Here is a 23,919-nt window from a genome sequence, read left to right as displayed (position 1 = left end):
TTTCCTCCGCAAAAAAGAGCTTAAGGGACGACTTCCACCCAGTACCCGTGAACCGAGGCATTGATCGTAGCGTCATACATTGCCTCGGCACTGGTGGCCGGCAGGTAATACCGGCCCAGATACGCCGCGGTCAAGAGAACAGAAAATTCCTTGGTCTCACCAGGTTTTAAGTGGAAGTACGTATGCACGCGATCATCGCGTACATCCCGATAAGTGTAACCGGCTTCTCGGGACCTGTTGCCGGCGGCGGGAGGATTTTGGTTGATTTCCCATCCGCTGGGGAACACCGAACTCAGGGCCAGGTGGCGGTAGGTACGTCCTTGTTTGTTGGGGTGCGTGACTTTCACCTTCGCGAAAAAAGTTTGCCCCTGCTGAAGACGACGTACATCGACGGGTTTTCCATCATAATCTTGGTAGTTAACCATCATGGACAACTGAGACGCGGTATCGATTTCTTGACCCGCCGCCGGGCGCCCTCGCAAGATGGTGGTAACGAACAAGGGTGTCTCCATCGGGTTGTTTAACGTCAGGGAACCGTTACCGACACGGTCGGGGTCGAACAAGTGCTGGTAGATGGGTTTGTCTTGGGTCAGATTTTGGGCCGCTGAACCACCCAAGGCCAATTCAAACCGCAAACCCATGCCCGCGTCGGCAAAGCGTGCCATCGCCATCAAGGCAAAGGCGGTGGAATGGGTGCTGAGCCATTGCGGCCCGTTTAGCGTTGCCGACAGTTTCTTAATGTCCTCTACCAACGCACCACGTTGGCCCATGTGGAGCCGTGCTTCGATGACCAGTGCTTGGTCGCGCGTCAGGGAACCCAGGGTGATATCAGTATCGCGGTATTCGCGGTAAGCGACGTGTTGAACCGCCACCAACTGATCGCCGCCCTCCGGTCGCCCGGCGAGATGGTAGGCGGCGGCCAAAAGATATCGGGCGACGTCGTTGGTCGGCCGCGTTTCGCGGAAGCGGTTCATGGCGCCGAGCGCCGGTGCATCGGCAAGGGCCAAGGTAAACAGACGGTAGGCTTGATCCAGCTCTGTTGCATGTTCGTTGGTTTGCCAGTTGTTGGCGGTGTGGGTCTGAAACTGTTTCCATGGGCCGAGGAAACCGGCGGGCAGCGCATAACCCAAACGTTTTGCTTCCAGCATGAAGTGGCCCGCGTAGCTCGTCGACCAGAAGTGGTAACTCATTTGACCAGGCCAATAGGACAGGCCCCCGCTGCTTTGTTGGAAACGCGCCAACCGCCCCATCGCCTCGTGAATGTTCTCCTCAACTTCTTTGAGACGGTCCGGCGCCAACTTCATCAGCTTGCTGAGGTAAAGCTGGGGAAAGGCGGCCGAGGTAGTTTGCTCCACGCAGCCGTGGGGGTAGCGAACCAAGTAATCCAGGCGGCGGCCAAGGTTCAGCGCGGGCACACTGGAGACCTCAACCACACCTTGATTGGAGCCCTTCATGCCGACGGCTTGGTAGGCGTACTCGAAAGACGACCCGGGCGCAACCACCGCATCGTGGGTTTTCACCATCTCGGGATTGGGGTTGCGCACATCCACCGACACCTCGGTTGAGGCGCGGTGTTTGCCGGCAACCGCCTCGGCTTTAAAGGTCAGGGTCCCCGTGGCTTGGCCGACCTCGGCAAAAAGCGGCAAGGTCTGGTCCCCGGTTTGGGTAAAGGTCACCGTTTGCTGGGCGTCGCCTCGCAAGGTCGCATCACCCTCCAGGTTTAAGGTCACCTGCACCTCGCGCACATCCTCTTCCATGGCAAACAGGGTCACCGGCAGGGCAAACCGTTCGCCCGGTCCCAGCACCCGCGGCGCGGAGGCCAGCAGCATCAGCGGTTTACGGACCGGCGTGGTTTTTTCGGCCGACCCGTAGGCCGTGCCGCGGCCGGCCACCACCATGGTGCGCACCGAACCCACGTAGTTAGGCAAGGTCAGCTTGTGTGTTTTGCGTTGGCCAGGCTCCAGCCGAAAGGGGCCTAGGGCAAAAACCACCGGCTTGAAACGGTTCATTTTGGGCGGTTTATCGCCGCCACCGTCTTCACCGCCGCCCACCGCCAAGATTTGCGTCAGCGGCATACCCGATGCGCCCAGCACCGAGCGGAATTGATCGTAGGTTTTCACCAACAACGCCTGCTTGGCGTAAAAAGCGCCCCAGGGATCCGGTGTTTTGAAGCGGGTGAGATCCAACAAGCCGTCGTCCACCATCGCCAGCGTGTAGGTCATGGCGCGGCCCGTTTTCTCCGCGACCTCAATGGTCACTTCCTGCTCCGGCTGGAGTACGTCGGCCATGGTGATTTGCGGCTGCAGCCGGGTGCCGGGATCCTCGACCGGGATGGGAATCACCCCGTACAAACGCATCGGCCGGTCGTTTTTGTGGCGGGCCTGGGGTTGAATCAGCGTCACGTGGGCATAGACGTTGGGCGCCATCGCCGCCGTGGTTTTGAAGCGGAAGGGCACCGTGCCCGCGCGGCCTTCCAACCAATGGGTCTCCAATACGGTTTCACCGCGCTCCAAACTCACCAAAATGCGACTGTTCTGTGCGCTGGGCAGCGACAACAGCACCTCGTCACCCACGCGGTAGGCGCTTTTGTCGGCCTCGAAACTCAAGCGCGCCGCATCGCCACCGCCTTCCTGCTGACGGCGCCCGGCCCAACCCGGCCAATCGATATAAACGATGCGACCGGCACGGTGACCGTCGGGATCGGTCACACGAATCAGGTAACGGCCCCACTCGGGGTACTTCACATTGAGGGTGTAGCGTCCTTGGCCATTCACGGTATTCACCAAACCCTGCGAGAGTGGCGTCACCAACTGACCGGCCTGGCGGGAGGTAAGGCTGTTGGATTCCTGATCCCACCACCATTCCCAACTGAGCTTAAACACCTCGACCTTCACACCTTGCCGCGAAACCGGCTTGCCGGCGGGGTCTAGGGTCACAATCTGAACCTCGTGATCACGATCTGTCAGCAACATATTGCGCGCCGCGTCGCCTCGCGGTGGTTTGACCCCGACATAGCTACGGTAGGGGTGAACAGGCACCGAAAACGCGTCAATACTAAAAGCCCCGCTCGGCTCGAACACGCGGGTCGTGAAATCGGCACGTAGCACCCCGGGCGGACGGAACTGCTCGTTGATCTCAATCGTGAAGCGCGCCTTGCCGTCTTGATCGAGGACGGTTTCCTTGAGTAGCCGTTCCTGACCGCGGAAAAAACGGGTGGGATCGTCGAAGGAAAAGTCCTCAAAGGTTTTGAAACGCGTTTTCACCCGAACGTAGTTGACGCGTACATCGGCCTTGAGTTCCTTGGCCACGGCACCGTGTAACCAATTGGCGCTCATGTCGGCCCAAGCTTCCTCGCCAACCACCAGTTGCTCGCGATCCAGCGCAAAACCAATTTTCAGCCGGTTCGGCATGATGGTTTCCACCCGGATCGGTTTGCGAAATTGAACACCACCGACGTCAATCACCGCCGACCACATGCCGGTCGGCGCCTCCTCCTCGGTTTCGAGGGTAAAGGCATAAAAGCCGTCAACACCCTCGCGAGAAACGCGTTGTTCTACCAACCGGCCGCGCGGATCGGTGAATTTCAGAACAACCGGGTGATCCTTGGGTAAGGACGCGGCCGCATCCTGCAAGACAAAGGTCAGATGGATGGGATCCCCCGGCCGCCACACACCACGTTCGCCGTAGATATAACCGCGCAATCCTTTTTGGGCCCGTGCACCGCCAACTTCAAACCGGCTCATCGAAAGCGCGTAGCCGTCGTTGAGGTTGAGGTAGCCGCGTTGCACCCCGTATTTGGCGATGACCAGGAAGGGTTGATCCAGGTCTTTGATCACCGCGTGGCCGCGGCTATCGGTTTTGGCAATCGCCAACTCGGTTTGCTGGAAGTCATACACCGACAAACCCACGTTGCTCAGTGGCTTGGCCGTATTCAGGTCGGTGACGAACACATGTAGATCGTCGTTGGGCTGACGTTTCACGGTTAAACCGAGGTTGGACGCCAAAAAGTTGCGGCGCTGCAAGCGAGAACCGGTGTAGTAACTGCGATGACAGGGGTTGTTACGGTGACGGTAGTTGTAGTTGCTGTAATCTTGGTAATAGTTCCAGTAGCTCGCATCTTGTTCCGGCGCCAACGCGCCGATCACCGATTCTTCCGACGCGCTATCGCCGCCGTCCCCCTCGTTGCAGGAATACAGGCTGTAGCTTTTTCGGAAACCCAAGGTGACCTGGTACAAAGCACCGGGTTCGAGTTTGACCAGCTCGCTGAGATCGAGCCCGTGGCGGTTCCATGCCTTGAGATTCAGGGAAGGGTCGCCGTCAAGCGCCACTTTCTTGTGCAGCACTTCCTTGCCGACGCGGTAAAGCTCACGCTGCTGGTTGAGTTGGTTGACTTGCAAAAACTGCGGGACATTTTTTTCACTAATGCGCACCACACGCACATCTACCGCTTTGACATTGACGGCTTCAAAGGGGAATACGGCCGCTTCCTGGTTGGGTACAATCACCCCGGCATCGGCAAAACGCACCGCCGGTTGCGGCTCCTCAAACACCAACCGCTGTTGGCCGCCGCGGCGCAGCGCGCCACCGGCGCGGTTGCGAATTCCGGTAGCGACCTGAACCGTCATCGCACCGGTCCAGCCCCCGCGCGGCACCGCGCGCACCTGGTTGCCGTTGATTTCCAAGTCAAAGGAAACCCCTTCGGCATGGATCAAACCGGTCAAATCTTGGTCGGGATCGAGTGGATCGGAAAAGGTCAACAGAACGTGGGGCACCGGATCGCCGGCCGTGGCAATCGTCAGCAAAGAAAAAACATCAATGCCGGGAATGTCATACGATTTTTCGCCGCGCGCCGGGAGACCGAGACCGGCCGCGTCCCAACGCACGAGGAGTTTGCCCGCGTAGTTTTTGCGTTCGATGTTGTCGATGGTGAAGCGGTGCAACCGCCCGTCCGGCGAATGGCTCCATTTCACCGGCAAGTTACTTTGATCCTGGGTCGCCGTGATCGTTTTCTCCAGCGCCTCGCCAGGTTCGTAATCGGCCGCGTGCAAGGTGCCTTCGAGGCTGAGCCAACGGCCGCCGCCGTCGCCCGCCGTGCGCAAGGCACCCAGTTCCACATCCAAACCCCGAACGCGGGTTTTGAATTCCAGCGAGGTCGAACCGCCTTGGCCGCCAATTTTGCCAAGATCAATGGTGGCAATATATTGGCTGCCCGATTCGAAAAATTCCTCGGGTTCAAATGCGAGTGTTTGTCCGTCGCGCCAACGGGCCGTCCCGGCCACGGCCGGGGTAAAGGTCAGCATCCCTTCCGGCACGGCTTCGCCTACCGAGGCCGCGGCAACAACGCGTTCTTTGAAAACAAAGCGCAGTGGTTCCTTGCGGGAAACATCGGCTTGGGGAAACGCGCTCAAAAGTTCTTGGGGCTGAACCACGACGCCGGAGGGCGCCTCGGCTTTTCGGCCACAGGAAAATAAAGTAAGCAGACAAACGAGGGCGGCAAGTGGGAGGACACGGAACGCGGGGATCGCAAACTTCGGCATCACCTATCTCCAGTTCTTCTTCCGAAACATCGGGAATCGCGCGGGTGGGTCATTGGGGGAAACACGGGGCGGCCGGCCGACCACCGGGGACGGTGATCGCATCGCGCCAAAAAACATGCAAGGTGTTGATTGTGACAGAGTTCTATCGAGAACACGACCACGGACTTCCGCTGAGAAGTCGGTAATTCCGCCGCACGGACCAATTCGACACAAGGAAGGGGAAAAAAATAAAATGAATGGCTCCATTATGAAGGAAGCCGCCCTTCAGGCAAAGCCCGAGATCGACCAAAAAGAAAAACCCGAGCATCCGTTTCAAAACGAAGGCACGGGAAAACAGGCCGGCCCACAAGGCGCGGTTGAGATAAAAGCGCGGCGCGGGTCTTACGGCTGATTTTGCGAAAGCCAGGTGTCGCGGCTCCCCTTTGAACAAAAGATCGACTTTAAGCGCCACCTTCTACCTAAGAAACACGATAACTCGCGGCGATTTTAGCTAAAGATCTGGAGCGAAACGGCGTGAAAAAAGCGAGCAGGGGTCGGGTGCGACAAGCATCTTCACAAATCGTTAAAAAACAGATGCCTAGCTGGAACAACTACAAGTTTTCGCGCTTCTTAGTTTAAACCTAAGAAGCGCGATAAGAGCGAGGGATTTTGGCTAAAGATCTGGAGCAAAATGGTTTGGGGAAAGCGGAAGCGCACCCATTGGGTGCGGTGAGCATTTTCACAGACCGTTGCAGCCCAGAGGTTTAGCCAAAATCGCCGCGAGTTATCGCGCTTCTTAGGTTAAACGGTACACGGATTTACAACACCGTTACGGGATCACCTCGGCGAATCACACCATTGTTGGTCGCCGTCAAATTTAGGCCGAAATACACGCCGTCTTCTTTTTTGCGATAGCCACTCAAGGTGCGCATCGGCTCACCGCGCGGGTGTGGCTCGGCGGTAAAAGGGTCAATGGTGGTCAGCACACAGCGCCGACAAGGCTTGACGGCCTTAAACGTGACGGCACCAATGCGCAACCCGCTCCAGCCTTCCTCGGCGAAGGGCTCGGCGCCGTCGATCACCAGGTTTGGCCGAAAACGTTGCATCGAAAAGTTTTCGCCGGCACGCGCGTTGAGATCCAACAACGAGTTTTCGTTTGCCACCATGACCGGCATGCCGTCCGCGAAGGAAACCTCGTCCTGTTCGAAGCCGGCGTCGTGCGTCATGCAGCGCCGCGCCTGCTCATCCATGACGACCAAACGCCCCGCCGTCCCCAAAAACGCGCTCAGCCAGGCGTCGGCCTCGCCACCGACAAGGGCCGCGTCAACGGTGTCTTTCCAAATGGTCACCGGGATCCGCTCGCGACCGTCGGCAGTGGGAACAACCAGCGGCGCCATCCCCGGCCCCGACAACACCAGGCTGTCTCCACGAATTTCCGTTTTGAGCAGCAGCAAACGATGCAACTTCCGTGCAGTCAAAAACTTACCCTCGGGGTCCACCATCATCCAACGGCGATCAAACAGCGGACCGCGCGGGGCCAACGTCATCTCCGACACCGCGATGCCGGCCGCGGATTTCAGTGGATAGACCCACAACTCACGAAGCAACATGTTTCCTCCTGCCAACTATTTCGAATTGAAGGCATTGTAACCGAAAACCGCGGGGTGCCGAACGCCCGTTTTTTTCCACGGGGTCCCACGGGAACAGGAAAGAAATCGGCGACAAAACAGGAAAAGGGTAAACGAAACCAGCCCTTTTCTTTTAACATGGGAAAAACCATTCGCTCGGCGGCAACAGCCGCCCTACCGCGATCCAGCGTAAAAAATCCGGCCGGGTCGACGGCAACCCGCACCACAAGGAACAGCGCCCGTGAATGAATTCGAACGAATGATCCGCCAATGGAAGAACCAAGCACGCAACTGGTTTCAAGCGCAGTTCAAAAAAGAGGAACGGCACGAGCGCCCCAAAATCCGCATGTGCCCCAGCTGCGGAAACTTCGTCGGCGTCAACCAAGCTTCCTGCAATTATTGCAATACGGTGTTCGATACCCCCGCCCCGGAACGCCGCAACGAAAGCGAGGCAAACAACGGCGAAGAATACGGCTCGGTCCTGATGGTGTTCGGCTTTTGCGCCTTGGCCTATATTCTCTCGGTCCTGCTCTCCTCCCGTTTCACGGAATCGGCGACGCTGGGAAGTTGGTGGTCACCGGTAGGGCAAGCCCTCTCCATGATGGGCGCCAACACCACCGACGACACCTTGCTGCGCCGCGAGTACTGGCGACTGGCAACTTATATGTTCCTACACGGCGACGGATTACACATCGTCATGAACATGATGGCCCTGGCCCAGCTCGGCCCCCTCAGCCACACCAATTTCCAAACGCGGCGGTTTTGGCTGATTTGTTTGATCACCGGCATCGCGGGCGGGGTCCTGAGCGCGGGTTCTTACCTGGTTACCCACCAGTTTTCATTATCCGTCGGCTTTAGCGGCGCCTTGTTCGGCCTACTCGGTGCCAACTGGGTTTACCTCAAACGCCACGGCTACCGCGAATTCGCCGACCGGCTCAAAGCGTTTATGATTTGGGGCAATGTCATCTGCATCGCCCTGACGATGTTTAACATCCTCCGCATTGATAACTTCGCCCACATCGGCGGCATGCTGGCCGGGATCGTGCTCGGCTATTTATTCACCGCCCCGGTCCAACCCAACTCGGTCCATTGGGTCGAACGCGTGGTGCTGGGCAGCCTCATCGCGTTAACGCTGTTTGGTTTCTTCCAAGTCGGCCTGGACTTCTGGGGCGCTTTTCGTTAATTTCGGTCCCCCGACGCGTTTGGGACACATCCTTTCTCCAAAAGAAGGTGATCATGTCTTCATCAACCCCATCCAATGCCCGCGAGGCCGCGCTCAGCCAACTCAAACTGGGCAAAGAAACCGCCGCCGACGATACCGAACTCGATATCGTGCCACGCGGATTCGGCCGCGAGCGTTTTCAAGGCGCGTCACTCCCCTTTTCCGGTTTCGACTTGTGGAATGGGTACGAGGTGAGCTACCTCGATCTCACCGGCAAACCCCAAGTCTTTCATGTGCAGATGGTGGTCGACGCGGCAAGCCGCGGTATTGTCGAATCAAAAAGCCTCAAACTCTTTTTTAACAGCTTTAACCAGCAAACCTTTGCCTCACGGCGAACCTTTGCAGATGCGGTCGGCGGCCGCCTCAACGAGGCACTGGGGGTCACGGTCGAACTCACTTTTTTCGCCCCCCAAGAACGTCCCCCCACCCGCCGGCTCGAGGGCAAATTGCTCGACCCCTACCCGCTCACCCAGCGCCCGACCGGCTACGATGCGAGCTTGATTCAAGCAACCACGGGTGTGGGCGCCTTTGCCTTCCACTCCCACCTCCTGCGCAGTAACTGCCCGGTCACCAACCAACCCGATTGGGGCGCGGTGCAAATTACCGGCGGCGGCACCAAACACCCGGAACCGGCAAGCTTGCTGACCTATTTGGTTGCCATGCGGGAACACCAAGATTTTCACGAGGCATGTTGCGAAACCATCTTTATGGACCTCTACAACACCCTTTCACCCGACTGGCTGGCAGTCTCCTGCCACTACACCCGGCGCGGTGGCTGGGACATCAACCCGGCCCGTTTTACCCACCGACCCAACACCGTTAACCGCGGCTTGATTTGGCGCCAATAAGCCCGGCCAAAAAGGTTTGGTTGCGCTTTCGTGAGCATACGACCCACTCCCGGCTTTCGCCTTGACATCGATTCTTACATACGCTAGCCTTGCGCTCTGTGCCTTATCTTCAGATGCAGTTTTAGCTCCTGACGGCACAAACCTCGCGCGGCGCCACGGCGGATCGCGCACCGCCCATCCAGAAATGCCATAAAAGAGACGAATTACCCATGTTCGAAAATTTATCCGACAAACTCCAACGTGCTTTTAAGAACATCACCGGCAAAGGCAAGATCAGCGAAGACAATATTCAAGAGGCCCTTAAGGAAATTCGCGTCGCATTACTCGAAGCGGATGTGAACTTCAAGGTCGTCAAGAAGTTTGTCAACGAGGTCAAAGCCGAGGCGCTTGGCACCGAAGTAACCGACGGCCTGAATCCCGGCCAGCAGTTGGTAAAAGTCGTCCACGAGAAGTTGATCGAAATTCTGGGTGGTCGTTCACCGGAAATTAAATTCAAGGGCAAGCCCCCCTACGTCATTATGATGGTCGGTCTGCAAGGTTCCGGTAAAACAACCAGCAGTGGTAAGTTGGCTCGCTTGTTGGGTGAAGAAGAGTTTAACCCCTACCTGGTACCCTGTGACGTTTACCGTCCCGCCGCAAAAGAACAGTTAATCACCGTCGCCGGTCAAGTTGAGATGCCGGTATTCGATTCCCGTGAAATCGAAAAGCCGTTGGAAATTGTGCGCCGTGCCATGAAAGAAGCGCGCAATATCGGCCGTGATGTGGTGATTGTGGATACCGCCGGTCGGCTGCACATCGACATGGCATTGATGGATGAGTTAAAAGAACTCAAAGAATACTTGGAACCCGACGAGATTTTGTTCGTCGCCGACGCCATGACCGGTCAAGACGCGGTTACCTCGGCCAAAGCCTTCCACGACGCCCTCGACATCACCGGCGTGATCCTCACCAAGATGGACGGCGACGCGCGCGGTGGTGCCGCGCTTTCCATCAAAAAAGTTACCGAGCGCCCGCTGAAGTTCATCGGTACCGGTGAGAAGCTCGACGCGTTCGAGCGTTTCCACCCCGACCGTATGGCTTCCCGTATTTTGGGCATGGGCGACGTTCTGAGCTTGATCGAAACGGTTCAGAAGAAAGTCGATCAAGACGAGGCGCAACGCCTCCAAGAAAAAATGCTGAAAAACCAGTTCACCCTGGACGACTTCAGCAAAAGCCTCAACCAAATCTCCAAAATGGGTGATTTGGGTAGCTTGATGGGGCTGATCCCCGGCATGGGCAAGATGAAACAACAGATCGACGCCCAAGCCGAATCCAAACAAATGAAGAAGATGCAGGCCATCATTAGCTCGATGACCATGGAGGAACGCAACAACCACGCGATCCTTAACCAGAGTCGTAAGTCCCGCATCGCCAAAGGTTCCGGCACCTCGGTCAACGAAATCAACACCATGCTCAATCAGTTCATGCAAATGCGCAAAATGATGAGCATGATGAGTAAACCCGGCAAACTCGGCAAACTGACCCAAATGTTTAGCCGCGCGGGTTTCGGCGACTTCGCCCAATCGGTTATTCCCGGTATGGCGGGCGGCGGCATTCCCGCCGACATCGACGAGGAAAAACTCAAACAAATTATTGAAGAACACGACGGCAAGGTCCCGCCCGAGGTTTTGAAAGAACTCGGCATCCGCCCTGTTTCTCCCGGTCACGGACCCGGCCGCCCGCCGTCTCGCCCCAAGCGCGACCGCAAAAAAGAAAAAGCCAAACGCAAGCGTGGTCGCAAGCGCTAGGCACCGATTACGACACCCCCAGAAACACAACGGCTCAGTCTTGCACTCACGCCTGATTAAAGCCGTAGCGAACTTAATCAACTTGCAAGCAACGCTTGCGCACATCACAGGAGCACATTTTCATGTTAGCGATTCGTCTCAAACGTGTGGGCAACAAACACCGCCCTTTCTACCGCATTGTTGTTTCCGAAAACGACAAAGTACCCCGCTCTCGCCACGTTGAAGAGTTGGGTTTCTACCACCCGGTAGCACCCGGTAAACCCGTCAAAATCAATATGGAACGCGCCCAGTACTGGATTGCCAAAGGCGCCAAACCATCCGATACCGTTTTGGGTTTACTGCGCAAAGAACAGAAAAAAGCTGAAGCTTAAGGCGAATGGAAAACGGGAGCGGGCTTTTCCGATTCCGTTTTTCCCTTACCACCTTGGTTCCAGCTTGTTAAAGCGACCCTTTGGTCGCTTTCGTTTGCCCGATCACATTTCAGGAGTCACCATGGAGACTTGGGTCGAAGATTACCTCCGTCAGATCGTTGCACAACCCGACGAGGTTACGGTGAGCCGTAGCGAGGGTGTTCGCACCATCGTCTATTCGGTTAACCTTGCCGACGCCGATAAAAGCATGTTCTCCGGTCGCAACAACCGCTTGTTGCGCGCTTTGAACCATGCCGTCGGTTTCGCCGGCGCCACGACGCGCACCCGTCACGTCGTCCAAATCGCTGACTAGTCAACGATCCTGACAAGCTCCGGGGACTTTTCTTTTTAGCCGGGCTTTTCGTCTCTTTTTTGCGAAATGCCAACCAGGTTAAGATCGCCAGGTACCATTGCTTTGCATCGGTGCCTGGCTCGTTCTATTTCTGCCGCCGGTTGACCGCGTGCAACGGCGGGATAAGGCAGGTTCAACGTGGACTACCAGGGTACAACCTATGTCAACGTGGGCAAAATTCTCAAACCACAGGGGATTCGCGGCGAATTCGTCGTGTACCTCGAATCGGATTTCCCCGATTGGTTGCGTGACCGCAAAACGATTTACGCCTACCGCGACCGCGCGATGGAGACCTGGCGGGTCGAAAAAGCCCGCTTCCAGGGCGAGAAGCTTATATATAAAGTAGACGCTCTTCCAGATCGCAACGCCGTCGAGGCCGCACGTGACACCAAATTGTACGTCACCGAGGAAGAGGCACGGACCGCCAACCAAGATCCCGATTATTTCTTTAACGCGGATCTGATTGGGCTAACCGTCGTCGACGATGCCGATGAAACCCTGTACGGCGAGGTCGTCGACATCATCGAAATGCCCGCGCAGAACTTGGTAGAGGTCCGCGATCCTCAAAATCGCACCTTCCTGATTCCTTTTGCCGCGGCCCTGATCCCCGGCGTCGACCTCGACGAAAAACGCATGTATGTCGACCTTCCCGCGGGCCTGTTGCCCGGCGAAAGCGACGACGGCGAAGAAGCCGAGAACCAAGCAAAAAACGAATGAGGGCACCATGCGCATCGACTGCATTTCCATCTTTCCGCAAATCATTGCCGACGCCCTCGCGCACAGCATTCCGGGCCGCGCTCAGGCCGGCGAACAACTGAGCCTGCACCATCACGATCTGCGCGCCTTCACCACCGACAAACACCAAAAAGTGGACGATATTCCCTACGGTGGCGGCGTGGGCATGGTGTTTAAACCCGAGCCCGCAACAGCCGCGATTCGCGCCGTGAAAGCCATGAGCGCGACCGAAAACCGCCTGGTGATTCATCCCTCCCCCGCGGCACCGCCACTCACCCAAAAAGCCGTGAACGCATTGGCCCAATACGACCAACTCATTTTTATCGCATCGCGTTACGAGGGACTGGACCAACGGGTCATCGATCAGCACGTGGATCGCGAATACAGCATCGGTGATTTCGTCATCTCTGGAGGCGAGCTGGCTTGCGCCGTGATGATCGACGCCGTCTCCCGCCAAATCCCCGGCGTCGTCGCCAAAAAAGAAAGCGTGGAACAAGACAGCTATTACGACGGCTTGCTCGATTACCCCCATTACACCCGGCCCGCGGTTTTTGAAGAGCAGGCGATCCCCGATGAATTGCGCAGCGGGCACCACGAACAGATCCGCATTTGGCGTAAAAAACAGGCTCTTCAGCGCACGCTCGATTTGCGCCCCGACCTATTGGAAACCGCGGCGCTGGACAAAGAAGCGGTCAAATTGCTGAGAAGCATGGGTTACCGCGCCAAGGAGCGCTCATGAGCGACATCCAACCCGGCCGCATCCACCTCGCGTTGCGCCACGACAACGTACTCGGCCGCCGTGGTGAAACCATTCATTCCAGCGTGACCCAAACCGATTTGCACGACTTCTGCCGCTTGACGCGAACCTACGGGCTCGGCGGCTTTCACTGCATTACCCAAATGGATGCCCAACACCGGCTCTGCAACGAAATCCTCGACTTCTGGCGCGAGGGCTTCGGCAAGAGCTACAACCCGGACCGCGTCGCCGCCCTACAACAACTGCACATTCACCACCATTTCGACGATTTGATTGCGATGCTCACCGAACGCGACGGCGAACCACCGCTGCTGATTGGGACCAGTGCGAAACCCTGTGACAAGCATCTTGATTTTGGCGAGCTTTTCCCTATAATTGGAAGTTCTGGTCGCTCGGCCGTGGTTCAGTTTGGGACCAGTTGGGGTTTGAGCGAACCACAACTCAACCGATGTGATCGGATTCTACCGCCCATTTACGGTTACGATGGGTACAATCACCTCTCGGTAAGGTGTGCCGCCGCCATTATTGTCGACCGCTTGTTTTCGCCTGGCACATCAAGATTTAGGAGCTAGCGCTATGAAAGTGATTGAATCACTTGAGAAAAAAATGATGGAAGGCACCGAACGCCCGGACATGCGCCCCGGCGACACCGTCAAAGTTCACCTCAAAATTGTTGAGGGTAACAAAGAGCGGATCCAGATCTTCCAAGGCATCGTTTTGGGTATCAGCCGCAAGCTGAACCGTACCACCTTCCGCGTCCGCAAGGTTTCCGCCGGTGGTTACGGTGTAGAGCGTATTTTGCCGCTTTACGCGCCTACGATTGACAAAATTGAAGTGATCCGTCGCGGTCGCGTTCGTCGTGCCAAGCTTTACTACCTGCGTGAGAAAATCGGTAAAGCTGCTCGCATTAAAGAGAAGCGCACGTTCCACAAGTAAGTTCTTTAAAAAGGCTTTGCACCAGCAAAGCCTTTTTTTATGCCCCCACGGAGAAAGCGAAACCATCATGACCGCCTCGAAGTCCCACCGCCGGCGCATCCATTTCATCATTGCGGTCCTTTTTGCACTCACGGCTACCTGGTGGCTACCCGCCGCGGATCGTTTGATCCTGCGTACACCCGCGCCCAATACCCCACTGGAAAACCCCCAGGACTTTCTCGTCGAAACCCTTGGTGAGGCGCAGCCCCGTCGCGTCGATATTCGCCTCAACGGCAAGCTGGTGCGCGCCCGCCGTTCCGCCCCATTCCAATTCAGCATCAACTGGAACCCCGAGTTCCAAAACACCATCGAAATCGTGGCGCATTTTTCAGACGGCACCGTCGAAAAAATCGAACGCACATACGAACCACCGCGCGTCGACGTCACCACCGAGGTGCGCGCCTTTGAGATCTGGCCGTTCCTCAACAAGCCGCTCGGTGACCAGCAACCCTTTGTGACCTTCGCCGGGCAACGCTTCGAACCCCAGAAAGTGGTTTCGGCCGCGACGACCCCCCTCGACTTGGTCATCGTGCTCGACATCAGCGGTTCGATGCGCGACCTATTGCCCGGCATGACCGCGCCCATGAAAACCTTCATCGAACACCAACTCAAGGCCGGTCACCAAGTACGCCTGATCGTGTTCGACGGCGAGCCGCGGCTACTCAACCTCGACGCGGTCCGTGGTCTCAGTTCACTGGAAACCCTCTTCCGCGGCCAATCTAAATCGGTGGTCTGGGACAGCCTGGCCACCGCGAGCGGCATGTTCTCCCAAAGCACGCGCCGCCTGATCCTGCTCATCTCCGACGCCATGGACGACGGCAGCCGCCACGACCGCAACACCGCCGCCACCTTTATCCGTAGCGCGGGCACAAGCTTGGTCTGGTTCAACGCAACCGGCAAAATTTTCGGTAAAATGACGCGGTTAACGCGGCGCACAGGCGGTTTCGAGCTGTCGCTGCAAGAACGCCCCTGGCAGGTCCTACAACAACGCCTCGACAATCAAATTCAATTAATTGTTCCCGAAGTTAGCTTTCCCCTGACCTTAAACGGTCTGGCGGGTCGCGTTTGGTATCCCCGCTGGCAAACGCCCTAGCGGAGCCGTTTCGTGACGCGCCAAATAGTCCTTATTCCGCCCGTGCTACAATGGGCGCCTATTTGACGGAGGAATCGATTTATGGGTAAACGTTGGTCCTGCAAAGCCACCGGCGAAAACCTTCTGGCCCAAGCCAAAGAAAAGGTCACCGCGCTGAATGAACGCGGTGTGGAACCCCACCTCGCGGTGGTTCTGGTGGGCGAAGATCCCGCCAGTAAAGTCTACGTCAGTAACAAAATCCGCACCTGTGAAAGCCTGGGTATTAAGTCCACCTTTCACAAATTAGAAGCCGACACCGATACGGACAGCCTGCTGTCGGTGGTCGACGAACTGAACGGCGACAACGCCGTGCACGGCATTTTGGTGCAATTGCCATTGCCCAAACAAGTCGACGAGAGCCGCATTATCGCGGCGATTAACCCCGATAAAGACGTCGACGGGTTCCACCCCGTCAACGTCGGGCGTTTGTCCCTGGGTGAGCCCGGCCTGTTCCCCTGTACGCCGATGGGCGTGATCGCCCTGCTGCGCGATTCAGGCCACGGCCTGAGTGGCAAACACGCCGTCGTGATCGGCCGCTCCAACATTGTCGGCAAACCCATGGCACAGCTATTGCTCAAAGAGAACTGCACCGTGAGCATCATCCACAGCCGCACCCAAAACCCTGCCGACCTTTGTCGTCAGGCCGATATTGTGGTCGCCGCCGTGGGTCGCCCCGGCTTGGTTGACGCCGCTTGGTTAAAACCAGGTGCGCTCGTGGTCGATGTCGGTATTAACGAAATCACCGACAGCGAACAGGCGCGTAAGTTGATTCCTTCCGAAAGCAAAAAAATGAAGTCGTTTCGGGAGAAAGGTCGCGTGCTTTACGGCGACGTGAATTATTTTTCCTGCCTGGAAACCGCCGAGTTGGTCACCCCGGTTCCCGGCGGCATCGGTCGCTTAACCATCGCCCACTTGATGGTGAACTGCGTGGTGGCCGCGGAACTGCAAAACCCGTCGACCTAAGGTTTCGGAGGAGGTCCCCGTGAAAAAAATCGATCACATCGGCATTGCCGTACCCGAGTTGGACAGCGCGGTGCAGCAGTACCAAGATTTGGGTTTCGAATTCGACCACATTGAAGAAGTTCCCGAGCAGAAGGTGCGCACCGCTTTCTTTGAATTGGGCGAATCCCACGTGGAGCTGCTGGAAGCCACCGACCCGGCCTCGCCGATTGCCAAGTTTTTGGACAAACGCGGTCCCGGTATCCACCACCTGTGCGTGGAGGTCGATGATATCGAGGCGGCCCTGGCCGATTACAAAGCCAAAGGCGTGCGCTTGGTTAACGAAACGCCGGTGATTGGCGCGGGCGGTCACCGCGTGGCTTTTGTACACCCGAAGGCCACCCAAGGTGTTTTGTTGGAACTTTTGGAGCGAAAGCCCGATTAATTCCGGCTTTTCGCGTAAATGTGTGGGCCATCAGGGGCGAATGTGCCAGAATGGTGCGTTTCCGGGCTTCGCTCCTGGTGATCCGTCGCCGCTGCAGCGACGGCGACGGCCGACGGTTTGTCGGTCGCCAACGTTGACAACATGATGAATGAGGCCGATCCTATATGTTCCCAATTGATACGCTTCGGCAGTCTCCCCAAGCAACCGCATCCATGATTCGGGGTTTTTTGCTCACCCTGTTCGTGCTCAGCTTGAGCGGATGCCACAAATACTTTGATGTCGAGAACGAAACCGTTCCCGGCAACACCCTGGTGTTGGAATTCTCGACCCAGGTCAAGTACGTGATGACCTTGAAAATCAACGGCAAGGAAATCCCGGTGAAATACAGCGGTAACAACCGCGTACTGACGATTGAAGGCTTGCCGGAAGGCACCCATAACTTCAACGTCAACAGTATCTCCTACGTGTTTGGACCGGAGTTCGACTCCTTCAAGGTGACCCCGGACCGCGGCGCTTACTTTTTTGTGCAAGCGCGCAAGTACCGTTCGGGCCTGCCCAAAAACCGCGCGCAGGTATCGATTCGCGCCTACCGCCGCAGCCTAAAGCAACAGGGCATCGACCCCGAGGCCCCCACCGAAGGGGCAATCGTGGCCCGCTTCCGCTAGCCGACCGGGTCGCCCGCTTCGCTAGCCGACCGGGTCGCCCGCTTCGCTAGCCGACCGGGTCGCCCGCTTCCGCGAAACCCAATGTTGAAATGAAAAGGCCTCGGGTCAATCCGAGGCCTTTTCATTTCGTGTGTAAAGAACAGAAAAACGCCTTTTTGATTGCGTACGCGGCACCGCCAACTCGATTCCAAAAGGGGGACAGGCTTAGCAAAACAGCTGTTATTTATCACCTTACCACTCCCCTAGCTAGTTTTGCCGCACTTCTTTACCATCACGTTTTCTCTCCAGCCTCCAGAGACCCACCTCTGAGAAAAGAAAAGCGCAACAACGGTATGCTTAACCGATACTCTTCATCTTGTTTACTATATCCCTATTAAAGCCAAGCACTTTTTCCTGCCTGTCACCTTCTTCACCTCATGACACAGGATAAAAAAACCAAGCTGCTAAAAAAAACTCCTCATTATTTTTCACCCTTGATAGAATCAACCTCGCCAAACCTTGCCAGACCTCGCAACGAGGATCATGAAAAACAACTCTGTGCGCAAAAATACGCACCACCGACACGGGTTTATCTGGGGAGATTCGATAAAGGGATTTTTTCAGAACACCCGACCTAAGTTAGCTCAAGAACACGGTAACCGGTTCCTTGGCGTTTCCAACCTGCGTACCTTTGATGTGGCAGTCCCCACCTGTCAGTCCAAAAAGGTCTCTATCGTCGGTCGGAATCTTTTTAGCCTGGAAACGAGGTATATCCCAAGGCTTGGCAAACAAAACTGGTATCCAGCTGGTTTTTCAATCAGGGGAGGTGCGGCATGAGTCGACGTCCCCGCGTAAAACTTGAACAACCCATTGCTTATTACCATGTGATGAACCGAACCGCGCAACAAGAAATGTATTTGGACGATGTCCATGTTCCAGGTTTCAAGCAAGTTATGCTGGACATCTTCCAAGAAGCGGTCTCCGTTTTTTACGTGAACATTCTCGCCTGGGTGATCATGGATAACCATTACCATCTTTGCGTTGAGGTACAAAAACCGCCGAAAGATCCTGAAGACCTCAAGCTCCGATTTGAACGTCTCCAGGAGATCAATGTAAACAAAAGGCGGTGGCAACCAGAACTGGTAAATGCCTGCTATAAACGCTTTACGGACCTTTCCGAATTCATGAAATCCGTAAATTTCCGAACCGCAATCGCGTTCAACAAGGCTCGAGAGACATCAGGCCATCTGTGGGGAGCCAGATACAACAGCAAGGTCATTGAAGAAGAGACCGGTCTGTTAAAAGTCATGTGCTACATCGAGCACAATCCTGTGAAAGCAGGCTTGTGCAAAAAGCCGTCGACTTACCCATGGTGCTCAGCAGGCCGCCTCAAGCTCAGACTTGCTCGTGGCGGGGCGGTAAACTTCCCAGCGTTCGATTTCCTCAGAAGAGTCACCGGCAAAAGCCGCGCACGAAACTACCTCAAATTTGTGGATGAATTAGCAGACCGGCTGCATGGTTCACCTTTTGATCCCGATTTAGACATCGAATCGTGCGAATTGCCCATTGCTGAGGCCGAGCTGGAAGAATGGCGACAGCAATTCGCGTCCAGGGCACCTGAAAATTGGTCAAACCAAGCATTTGGTTCGGAAGCCTTCCAAAACCAGATTGCCCTGCTCGAACAAACCAAAGCACAAAAGATTACCAAAGTCCGCCAAGAGGCGGTAAAACGAAGGCGTTTCGATCCTGGAGATCAAACGCAACAAAAAAGCTAAAACATACAACCAAAACAAATAAAGCTATTTAAAACAAACCCTCTTGGTTTAATGCCCGAGGTGCGTCACCTCACAGGCGACTACCCCAATTGGCATCGGAAAAAATGCACGTATACGTGTTCTTCCCTAAAAATTGTCTGGCGGTTAACACCCTTAAGTCATGCCTCCACTGCTCCCATGTGCCATGAAAAAACTGAACCACCCGTATCTCCTTTTGAATCAAACGCTTTTTCTTGCCTGTCCCCTTGTAGGTGGCTTTTTCCTTTTTGCCACCCGCCCGCCCAGTCCCAGCGAGGATCGTGTAAAATGGCACCCATCGATTTCACCTCGCCGGGAGCACCCTTTACATGGCAGACACGCCCCACCCACCACCCATCAAAGAACAATTTGTCGACGGTCGTCCCAGTGGGTTTGAAGCCGTCGAGGAATCCGCCGCCCACGGCGCGCCCCGCGCATACAATCCCGAGAAAATCCGCGTCGAAAACAAGGTTTTTTCGCTCGGCCAAACCCTCGAGCTGATCGAAAGCAAAGATCTCGACCTAGCCCCTGATTTTCAAAGGCGCCGGGTTTGGACCGAGGCCCAAAAGAACCTGCTCATCGAATCACTGCTCCTGCGCATTCCCCTGCCCGCGTTCTACTTTTTCGGTGATCTTGAAGGCAAACTGCATGTGCTGGACGGATTCCAACGGCTTTCCACCATTTACCAATTCGTCAAAGGCGCGACCGATCCCACATACGGCGACAGCTTTCACCTTTGCGGCCGGCACCTCAAATACCTAAAGAACCTCGACCAACAAAACCACGACGCCCTAGCGCAGAAATGGAAACGGCGTATCAAGCAAACCCAACTCGTGGTAAACCTGATTGATCCGCAAACCCCCGAACCCATCAAAATGGAAATCTTTTCGCGCATCAACACCCTGGGCACTGCCTTAAACGCGCAAGAACTGCGCTACGGCCTGAGCAAAAACCGCTCGCGATCCTTCCTCCAAAAACTCGCCGATCTGCCCGAATTCAAACGCGCCGCCGGCGACATCGCCACCACCCGCATGGCCGACCTCGAACTGGTGCTGCGTTTTTGCTTTTTCAAAACCAACCCGCCCCACGAGGAAACCGCCGCCGAACCCTTCGAAGATCAGCTCAACCAGTTCACCAAAGCCCTGGACGACCCAAACCGGCTGAAGGAAACGGACCTCGCCGATTTAGAGGTCGCCTTCAAAAAAGCCATGGTCAACGCCGCCGAAATTTTCGGCGCACACGCCTTCCGCAAATACCCCTTGGAAAGTGACGACCTAAAGCCGCTGAACAAGCCATTGTTCGATTGCCTCGCCGTCGTCTTGTCCGACCACGACGCGGCCGACTTAGGTCCCGCCCAAGCACGCATCCTTGCCCGTTTCCGCGAAGCAACCACCCCCGGCGCCGCGTTTGAGGCCCTGATCACCCAGGAGACCAACACCGCGGCCAACATCATCGCGCGCTTCCAGCAATGCCGCGACTTGGTTAACGCGGCGGTCACCTCATGATTGAACAGATCGCCATCGAACATTTCAAAAGCATTCGCAAGGCAGAGTTTGTCACCAAACCGCTCACCGTGTTGTCCGGCACCAACAGCGCCGGCAAAAGCTCCCTGCTGCAATCACTGATGATGATGAACTGGCTGGAGAAACACCAAACCGATTATCTGCCCCTGTCCGAGCTGGAAGGCCTCAGTCTGGGCCAATGCCAAGACGCCTTGTGCGCCAAAGCCGCCACCACCGACATCACCTTTTCCGCCACCCGCGACGGACATTGCTTCAGCTGGGTCTTTGACGCCGCCGAACCCGAGAACCCCTTCCTAACCGTCACCCAAAAACCCGAGGCGCCCAACCCGGACCAACGCCTGTTCGGCGATTTTTTCTTTCTCGATTCGGAGCGCCACGGCCCACGCGCCTCCTACCGGGTTGAGTCCAAACCGCTGGAACAACTCGGCGTCGGCTTTCGCGGTGAATTCGCACCCTACCTGCTGGCCATCAATGAACGCGCCACCGTGCGCGAATCGCTGTGCCATCCCGAGGCCTTGCGAAGCCGCGGCGACCGCTGGCTCAAACACCAGGTCGAACACTGGATGGGCGAATTCGTGCCCAAAATCGAATTTCAAAGCGACCTTATTCCCGGCACTGATCGCGTGCGCCTGAGCCTCAAACACGCCGGCGTGGATTCCGAATGGATTCAACCCGCCAACGCCGGTTTCGGCATCTGCTACACCCTGCCCATCGTGGTCGCGGGTATGTTGACCCAGCCGGGAACGGTGCTGATCGTGCAAAACCCCGAGGCCCACCTTCACCCCCGCGCCCAAAGCCGCATGGGCTATTTCTTAGCGCACCTGGCCGCTTCCGGGGCCCAGGTTTTTGTGGAAACCCACAGCGACCACCTGCTCAACGGCATCCGCCTCTCCGTCGCCGGCGCCAAGGCCCCCATTGCCCACGACCAAGTCATCTTCCATTTCCTGACCATGGCCAACGCGGAAACCCACCCGATCACCATTGACATCAATGCCAAAGGCGAATTGTCCGAATGGCCGGACGGCTTTTTCGACCAAACCGAAAAAGACCTCAACCATCTGTTTAGGACCCAAATCCATGGCTAACGACCGGGTGGTGCTGGACGAAACCAGCCTGCTTGACGGCGAGGCCCGCCTGCAAACCGCGCCCCTCGCCGCCTTTCTAGAGGTGCTGGAGTCCATCTTTGCCCATTCAAAAAGCCGGCTCTTGTATTCCTCCGCCGTTTTTTCGATGTTGACCCGCGACGGGGTGCCCCTGCTCCAGTTGCTTTACCCCTCCAGGAACCAGTCGTCGGCCGAGCGCGACACCTTACGGCGTTTTCAAATCCTACTCAGCAAAGGGCACAGCTTTGAGAACGAACGCGAAGTGCTGTCCATCAAAGACACCCTGGTGGAAAGCCACGGCTTGACCTACGCCTTTCAGGAAAACGCCGCAGCCCGCTACAAAATCGCCGCCCAACTGATGGCCAGGTTCGAGCCGGGCCGGTTGCCCGCCGAGGACGACGACGAAACCGGGCACCTCTGGCTGATGAACGCGCACCCCGACTACCTCGCCTTCATGCGCGAGTTGGCCGTCAGAGAATCCCCAACGCCCGAGGCTTTTTGGCAGGCGTGCCCGATCCTGTTCCCCAACCTCATCATCCACGAGCGCGCCACCAAACAAACCAAAACGCTGAGCCAGTCCTTCGAAAACAGCCTGCCCGACTTGGTAGAACATTTGGCCGCGATCAACGATCATTTCGCCACCTGTCATCGCGAGAGCAAGGGCGACCGCGAAACCATCATCGACGCCTTTTTCCTGCGGAGCAAGGTCACCATCAGCCCGGAAAGCCCCAACACCCACAAAAACAAAAAGGCGATGGCGGCGCGTTTGGTAACCCTCGACCATCAGCCCGACAAAGAAATCGAATGCGAATGGCATTCGAAAATCAAACCCCACACGGATCGCATCTACTTCAGCATCCCCCAAGCGGAAACAGGCAAAATCGTGATCGGTATCATCTGCGACCATCTCCCAACCTGAACAGGCCTCGGCTCACCCGAGGCCTGTTGGCGTTTCGCGGGACGCGGGCGTTAGACGTCGAGTTGATCCCGCATGCTGTACAACGCGGTCAGGTTGGCGCGACCCAGTTGGCGGCTGCGCTCCGGTGACCAGCCCTCGATGTCGTTGGGCGAATCGATGGTATCTTTGAACGGCATCTCCAAGGTCATCGACAAACAGCCGAAGGTTTCCGCGACGTAATCCGTCGCCTTGGCCAAGTTCGCGCTTTTGGGGGCGTCGCGTTCGTAGCCATGCTCCATTTGGAAATCGGGGCTGGCTTCCATCAACGCTTTTTCGAAATTTTTCTGGCGCGTTTCCTTAGCATCGTTCCATGAAGCGGTCCCCTCGGCACCCGCGATGAAATTGTAAGGCAAGGCTTCATCACCGTGGACATCGAGGAAAAAGTCGACACCGACCTCTTTCATCAATTCCCGAACCAAGTACACTTCCGGGCTACGCGCCATGGTCGCCCCAATCCACTCGCGGTTGAGGTTGGCGCCGACGGCGTTGGTACGAAGATGACCGCGACGGCTGCCGTCCGGGTTCATGTTCGGCACCACGTAAAATACGGCGCGTTTGAGCAATTCACGGCTGACCGGATCATCCTCATCGAGCAGCCGGTCCAAAAAGCCTTCCATCCACCACTCGGCCATGGTTTCGCCCGGATGCTGGCGCGCGATAAACCAAAACTTGCGTTTGTTTTCGCCGGGAAAACCGACACGCAACAGATCCAAATCTTGGCCGTCCAGGGTCTGGCCCAAGCAAACCGAATCCACCAGCGGCGAAGCCAAGGCGTCGTGAACCAAATCGAAATGGCGCTCCATGGTATAGGGCGCGAAGTACGCGTAATAGACACTGTCGGCCAAGGGTGTGTGGTTGATGGTCAGCGCGGAACCATCAAAGGTGGTTTCGACACGGAACCAATGCTCGCGATCATAGGAAGCCACGGCCTGGTAGCCGTTAAAGCCGTCGGGGTAAGCGGCATCGCCGGCATTGACAATGTTCAACTTACAGGCCTGGTCCATGGCACCGGTTAAACGAAAATAAAACCACTGATAAAAATCGGATTCATTGTCGCGGCGAATTGCCAACTGAATATCGCCGGCCTCACGGGCCGAAATGCATTCGATATTGCCGCCGTCAAAGACACTGTTAATGTGCATCCATACCTTC

20 protein-coding genes are annotated in these 23,919 nt (G+C 56.5%); 17 read left to right on the top strand and 3 right to left on the bottom strand.

The features are described 5' to 3' along the window. Positions 1-20 precede the first annotated feature (20 nt). Together J3U88_RS15470 and J3U88_RS15465 are read right to left on the bottom strand one after the other, a co-directional pair. Positions 21-5,537 carry an alpha-2-macroglobulin family protein gene (locus J3U88_RS15470; protein WP_207859799.1) on the bottom strand — a complete coding sequence of 1,839 codons (5,517 nt, stop codon included), beginning with the start codon at positions 5,535-5,537 and terminating at the stop codon, positions 21-23. A 797-nt stretch (positions 5,538-6,334) separates the two neighbouring features. Continuing rightward, the gene (locus J3U88_RS15465) at positions 6,335-7,126 is read right to left on the bottom strand and encodes an MOSC domain-containing protein (RefSeq protein WP_207859798.1); all 792 of its coding nucleotides are present in this window, start codon (positions 7,124-7,126) and stop codon (positions 6,335-6,337) included. A gap of 259 nt (positions 7,127-7,385) precedes the next feature. Here J3U88_RS15465 and J3U88_RS35025 point away from each other — a divergent pair, with 259 nt between their 5' ends. The 17 genes from J3U88_RS35025 to J3U88_RS15380 all read left to right on the top strand — a co-directional run bounded on the left by J3U88_RS35025 (position 7,386) and on the right by J3U88_RS15380 (position 22,728). Beyond that, on the top strand, positions 7,386-8,327 hold the full coding sequence (locus J3U88_RS35025; protein ID WP_207859797.1) for a rhomboid family intramembrane serine protease: 942 nt from the start codon (positions 7,386-7,388) through the stop codon (positions 8,325-8,327). A gap of 53 nt (positions 8,328-8,380) precedes the next feature. Beyond that, positions 8,381-9,214 (top strand): hypothetical protein, encoded by an 834-nt coding sequence (queF, locus tag J3U88_RS15455; protein ID WP_207859795.1) that lies wholly within the window; start codon positions 8,381-8,383, stop codon positions 9,212-9,214. Positions 9,215-9,423: 209 nt separating this feature from the next. Further along, positions 9,424-11,001: a signal recognition particle protein gene (gene ffh / locus J3U88_RS15450; RefSeq protein ID WP_207859793.1), complete on the top strand. Its 1,578-nt coding sequence runs from the start codon at positions 9,424-9,426 to the stop codon at positions 10,999-11,001. Positions 11,002-11,123: 122 nt separating this feature from the next. After that, positions 11,124-11,372, top strand: a complete 249-nt coding sequence (rpsP, locus tag J3U88_RS15445) for a 30S ribosomal protein S16 (protein WP_207859791.1) — start codon at positions 11,124-11,126, stop codon at positions 11,370-11,372. 121 nt (positions 11,373-11,493) lie between these two features. After that, complete coding sequence (locus tag J3U88_RS15440) at positions 11,494-11,724, top strand: KH domain-containing protein (RefSeq protein WP_207859789.1); 231 nt, start codon at positions 11,494-11,496, stop codon at positions 11,722-11,724. Positions 11,725-11,901: 177 nt separating this feature from the next. Next, the gene (gene rimM / locus J3U88_RS15435) at positions 11,902-12,480 is read left to right on the top strand and encodes a ribosome maturation factor RimM (protein ID WP_207859788.1); all 579 of its coding nucleotides are present in this window, start codon (positions 11,902-11,904) and stop codon (positions 12,478-12,480) included. A 7-nt stretch (positions 12,481-12,487) separates the two neighbouring features. Beyond that, on the top strand, positions 12,488-13,237 hold the full coding sequence (gene trmD, locus J3U88_RS15430; protein WP_207859782.1) for a tRNA (guanosine(37)-N1)-methyltransferase TrmD: 750 nt from the start codon (positions 12,488-12,490) through the stop codon (positions 13,235-13,237). Further along, positions 13,234-13,827 (top strand): RNA methyltransferase, encoded by a 594-nt coding sequence (locus J3U88_RS15425; protein ID WP_207859765.1) that lies wholly within the window; start codon positions 13,234-13,236, stop codon positions 13,825-13,827. Before trmD ends, J3U88_RS15425 begins: the two co-directional genes overlap by 4 nt. 4 nt (positions 13,828-13,831) lie before the next feature. Then, on the top strand, positions 13,832-14,191 hold the full coding sequence (rplS, locus tag J3U88_RS15420; protein ID WP_243435966.1) for a 50S ribosomal protein L19: 360 nt from the start codon (positions 13,832-13,834) through the stop codon (positions 14,189-14,191). Positions 14,192-14,258: 67 nt separating this feature from the next. Continuing rightward, positions 14,259-15,323, top strand: a complete 1,065-nt coding sequence (locus J3U88_RS15415; RefSeq protein ID WP_207859764.1) for a vWA domain-containing protein — start codon at positions 14,259-14,261, stop codon at positions 15,321-15,323. 81 nt (positions 15,324-15,404) lie between these two features. Beyond that, the gene (locus J3U88_RS15410) at positions 15,405-16,325 is read left to right on the top strand and encodes a bifunctional 5,10-methylenetetrahydrofolate dehydrogenase/5,10-methenyltetrahydrofolate cyclohydrolase (protein WP_207859763.1); all 921 of its coding nucleotides are present in this window, start codon (positions 15,405-15,407) and stop codon (positions 16,323-16,325) included. Between the two features lie 19 nt (positions 16,326-16,344). After that, complete coding sequence (mce, locus tag J3U88_RS15405; RefSeq protein WP_207859762.1) at positions 16,345-16,746, top strand: methylmalonyl-CoA epimerase; 402 nt, start codon at positions 16,345-16,347, stop codon at positions 16,744-16,746. A gap of 212 nt (positions 16,747-16,958) precedes the next feature. Further along, entirely contained in the window at positions 16,959-17,411 is a 453-nt protein-coding gene (locus J3U88_RS15400) for a hypothetical protein (protein ID WP_207859761.1), read from the top strand. A gap of 812 nt (positions 17,412-18,223) precedes the next feature. Beyond that, positions 18,224-19,165: a transposase gene (locus tag J3U88_RS15395; protein WP_207859760.1), complete on the top strand. Its 942-nt coding sequence runs from the start codon at positions 18,224-18,226 to the stop codon at positions 19,163-19,165. A gap of 347 nt (positions 19,166-19,512) precedes the next feature. Further along, positions 19,513-20,688 (top strand): DUF262 domain-containing protein, encoded by a 1,176-nt coding sequence (locus tag J3U88_RS15390; RefSeq protein WP_207859759.1) that lies wholly within the window; start codon positions 19,513-19,515, stop codon positions 20,686-20,688. Continuing rightward, positions 20,685-21,791, top strand: coding sequence for an AAA family ATPase (locus tag J3U88_RS15385; protein WP_207859758.1), 1,107 nt, complete (start codon positions 20,685-20,687; stop codon positions 21,789-21,791). The genes J3U88_RS15390 and J3U88_RS15385 overlap by 4 nt, the downstream gene beginning before the upstream one ends. Next, positions 21,784-22,728, top strand: coding sequence for a hypothetical protein (locus J3U88_RS15380; RefSeq protein WP_207859757.1), 945 nt, complete (start codon positions 21,784-21,786; stop codon positions 22,726-22,728). Before J3U88_RS15385 ends, J3U88_RS15380 begins: the two co-directional genes overlap by 8 nt. A gap of 50 nt (positions 22,729-22,778) precedes the next feature. Here J3U88_RS15380 and J3U88_RS15375 read toward each other — a convergent pair whose 3' ends face one another. Continuing rightward, entirely contained in the window at positions 22,779-23,909 is a 1,131-nt protein-coding gene (locus tag J3U88_RS15375; RefSeq protein WP_207859756.1) for a M14 family metallopeptidase, read from the bottom strand. Positions 23,910-23,919 lie beyond the last annotated feature (10 nt).

The sequence above is a fragment of the Acanthopleuribacter pedis genome (assembly GCF_017377855.1).
GTDB classification, from domain to species: domain Bacteria; phylum Acidobacteriota; class Holophagae; order Acanthopleuribacterales; family Acanthopleuribacteraceae; genus Acanthopleuribacter; species Acanthopleuribacter pedis.
This window is presented reverse-complemented; position numbering and strand designations above follow the sequence as displayed.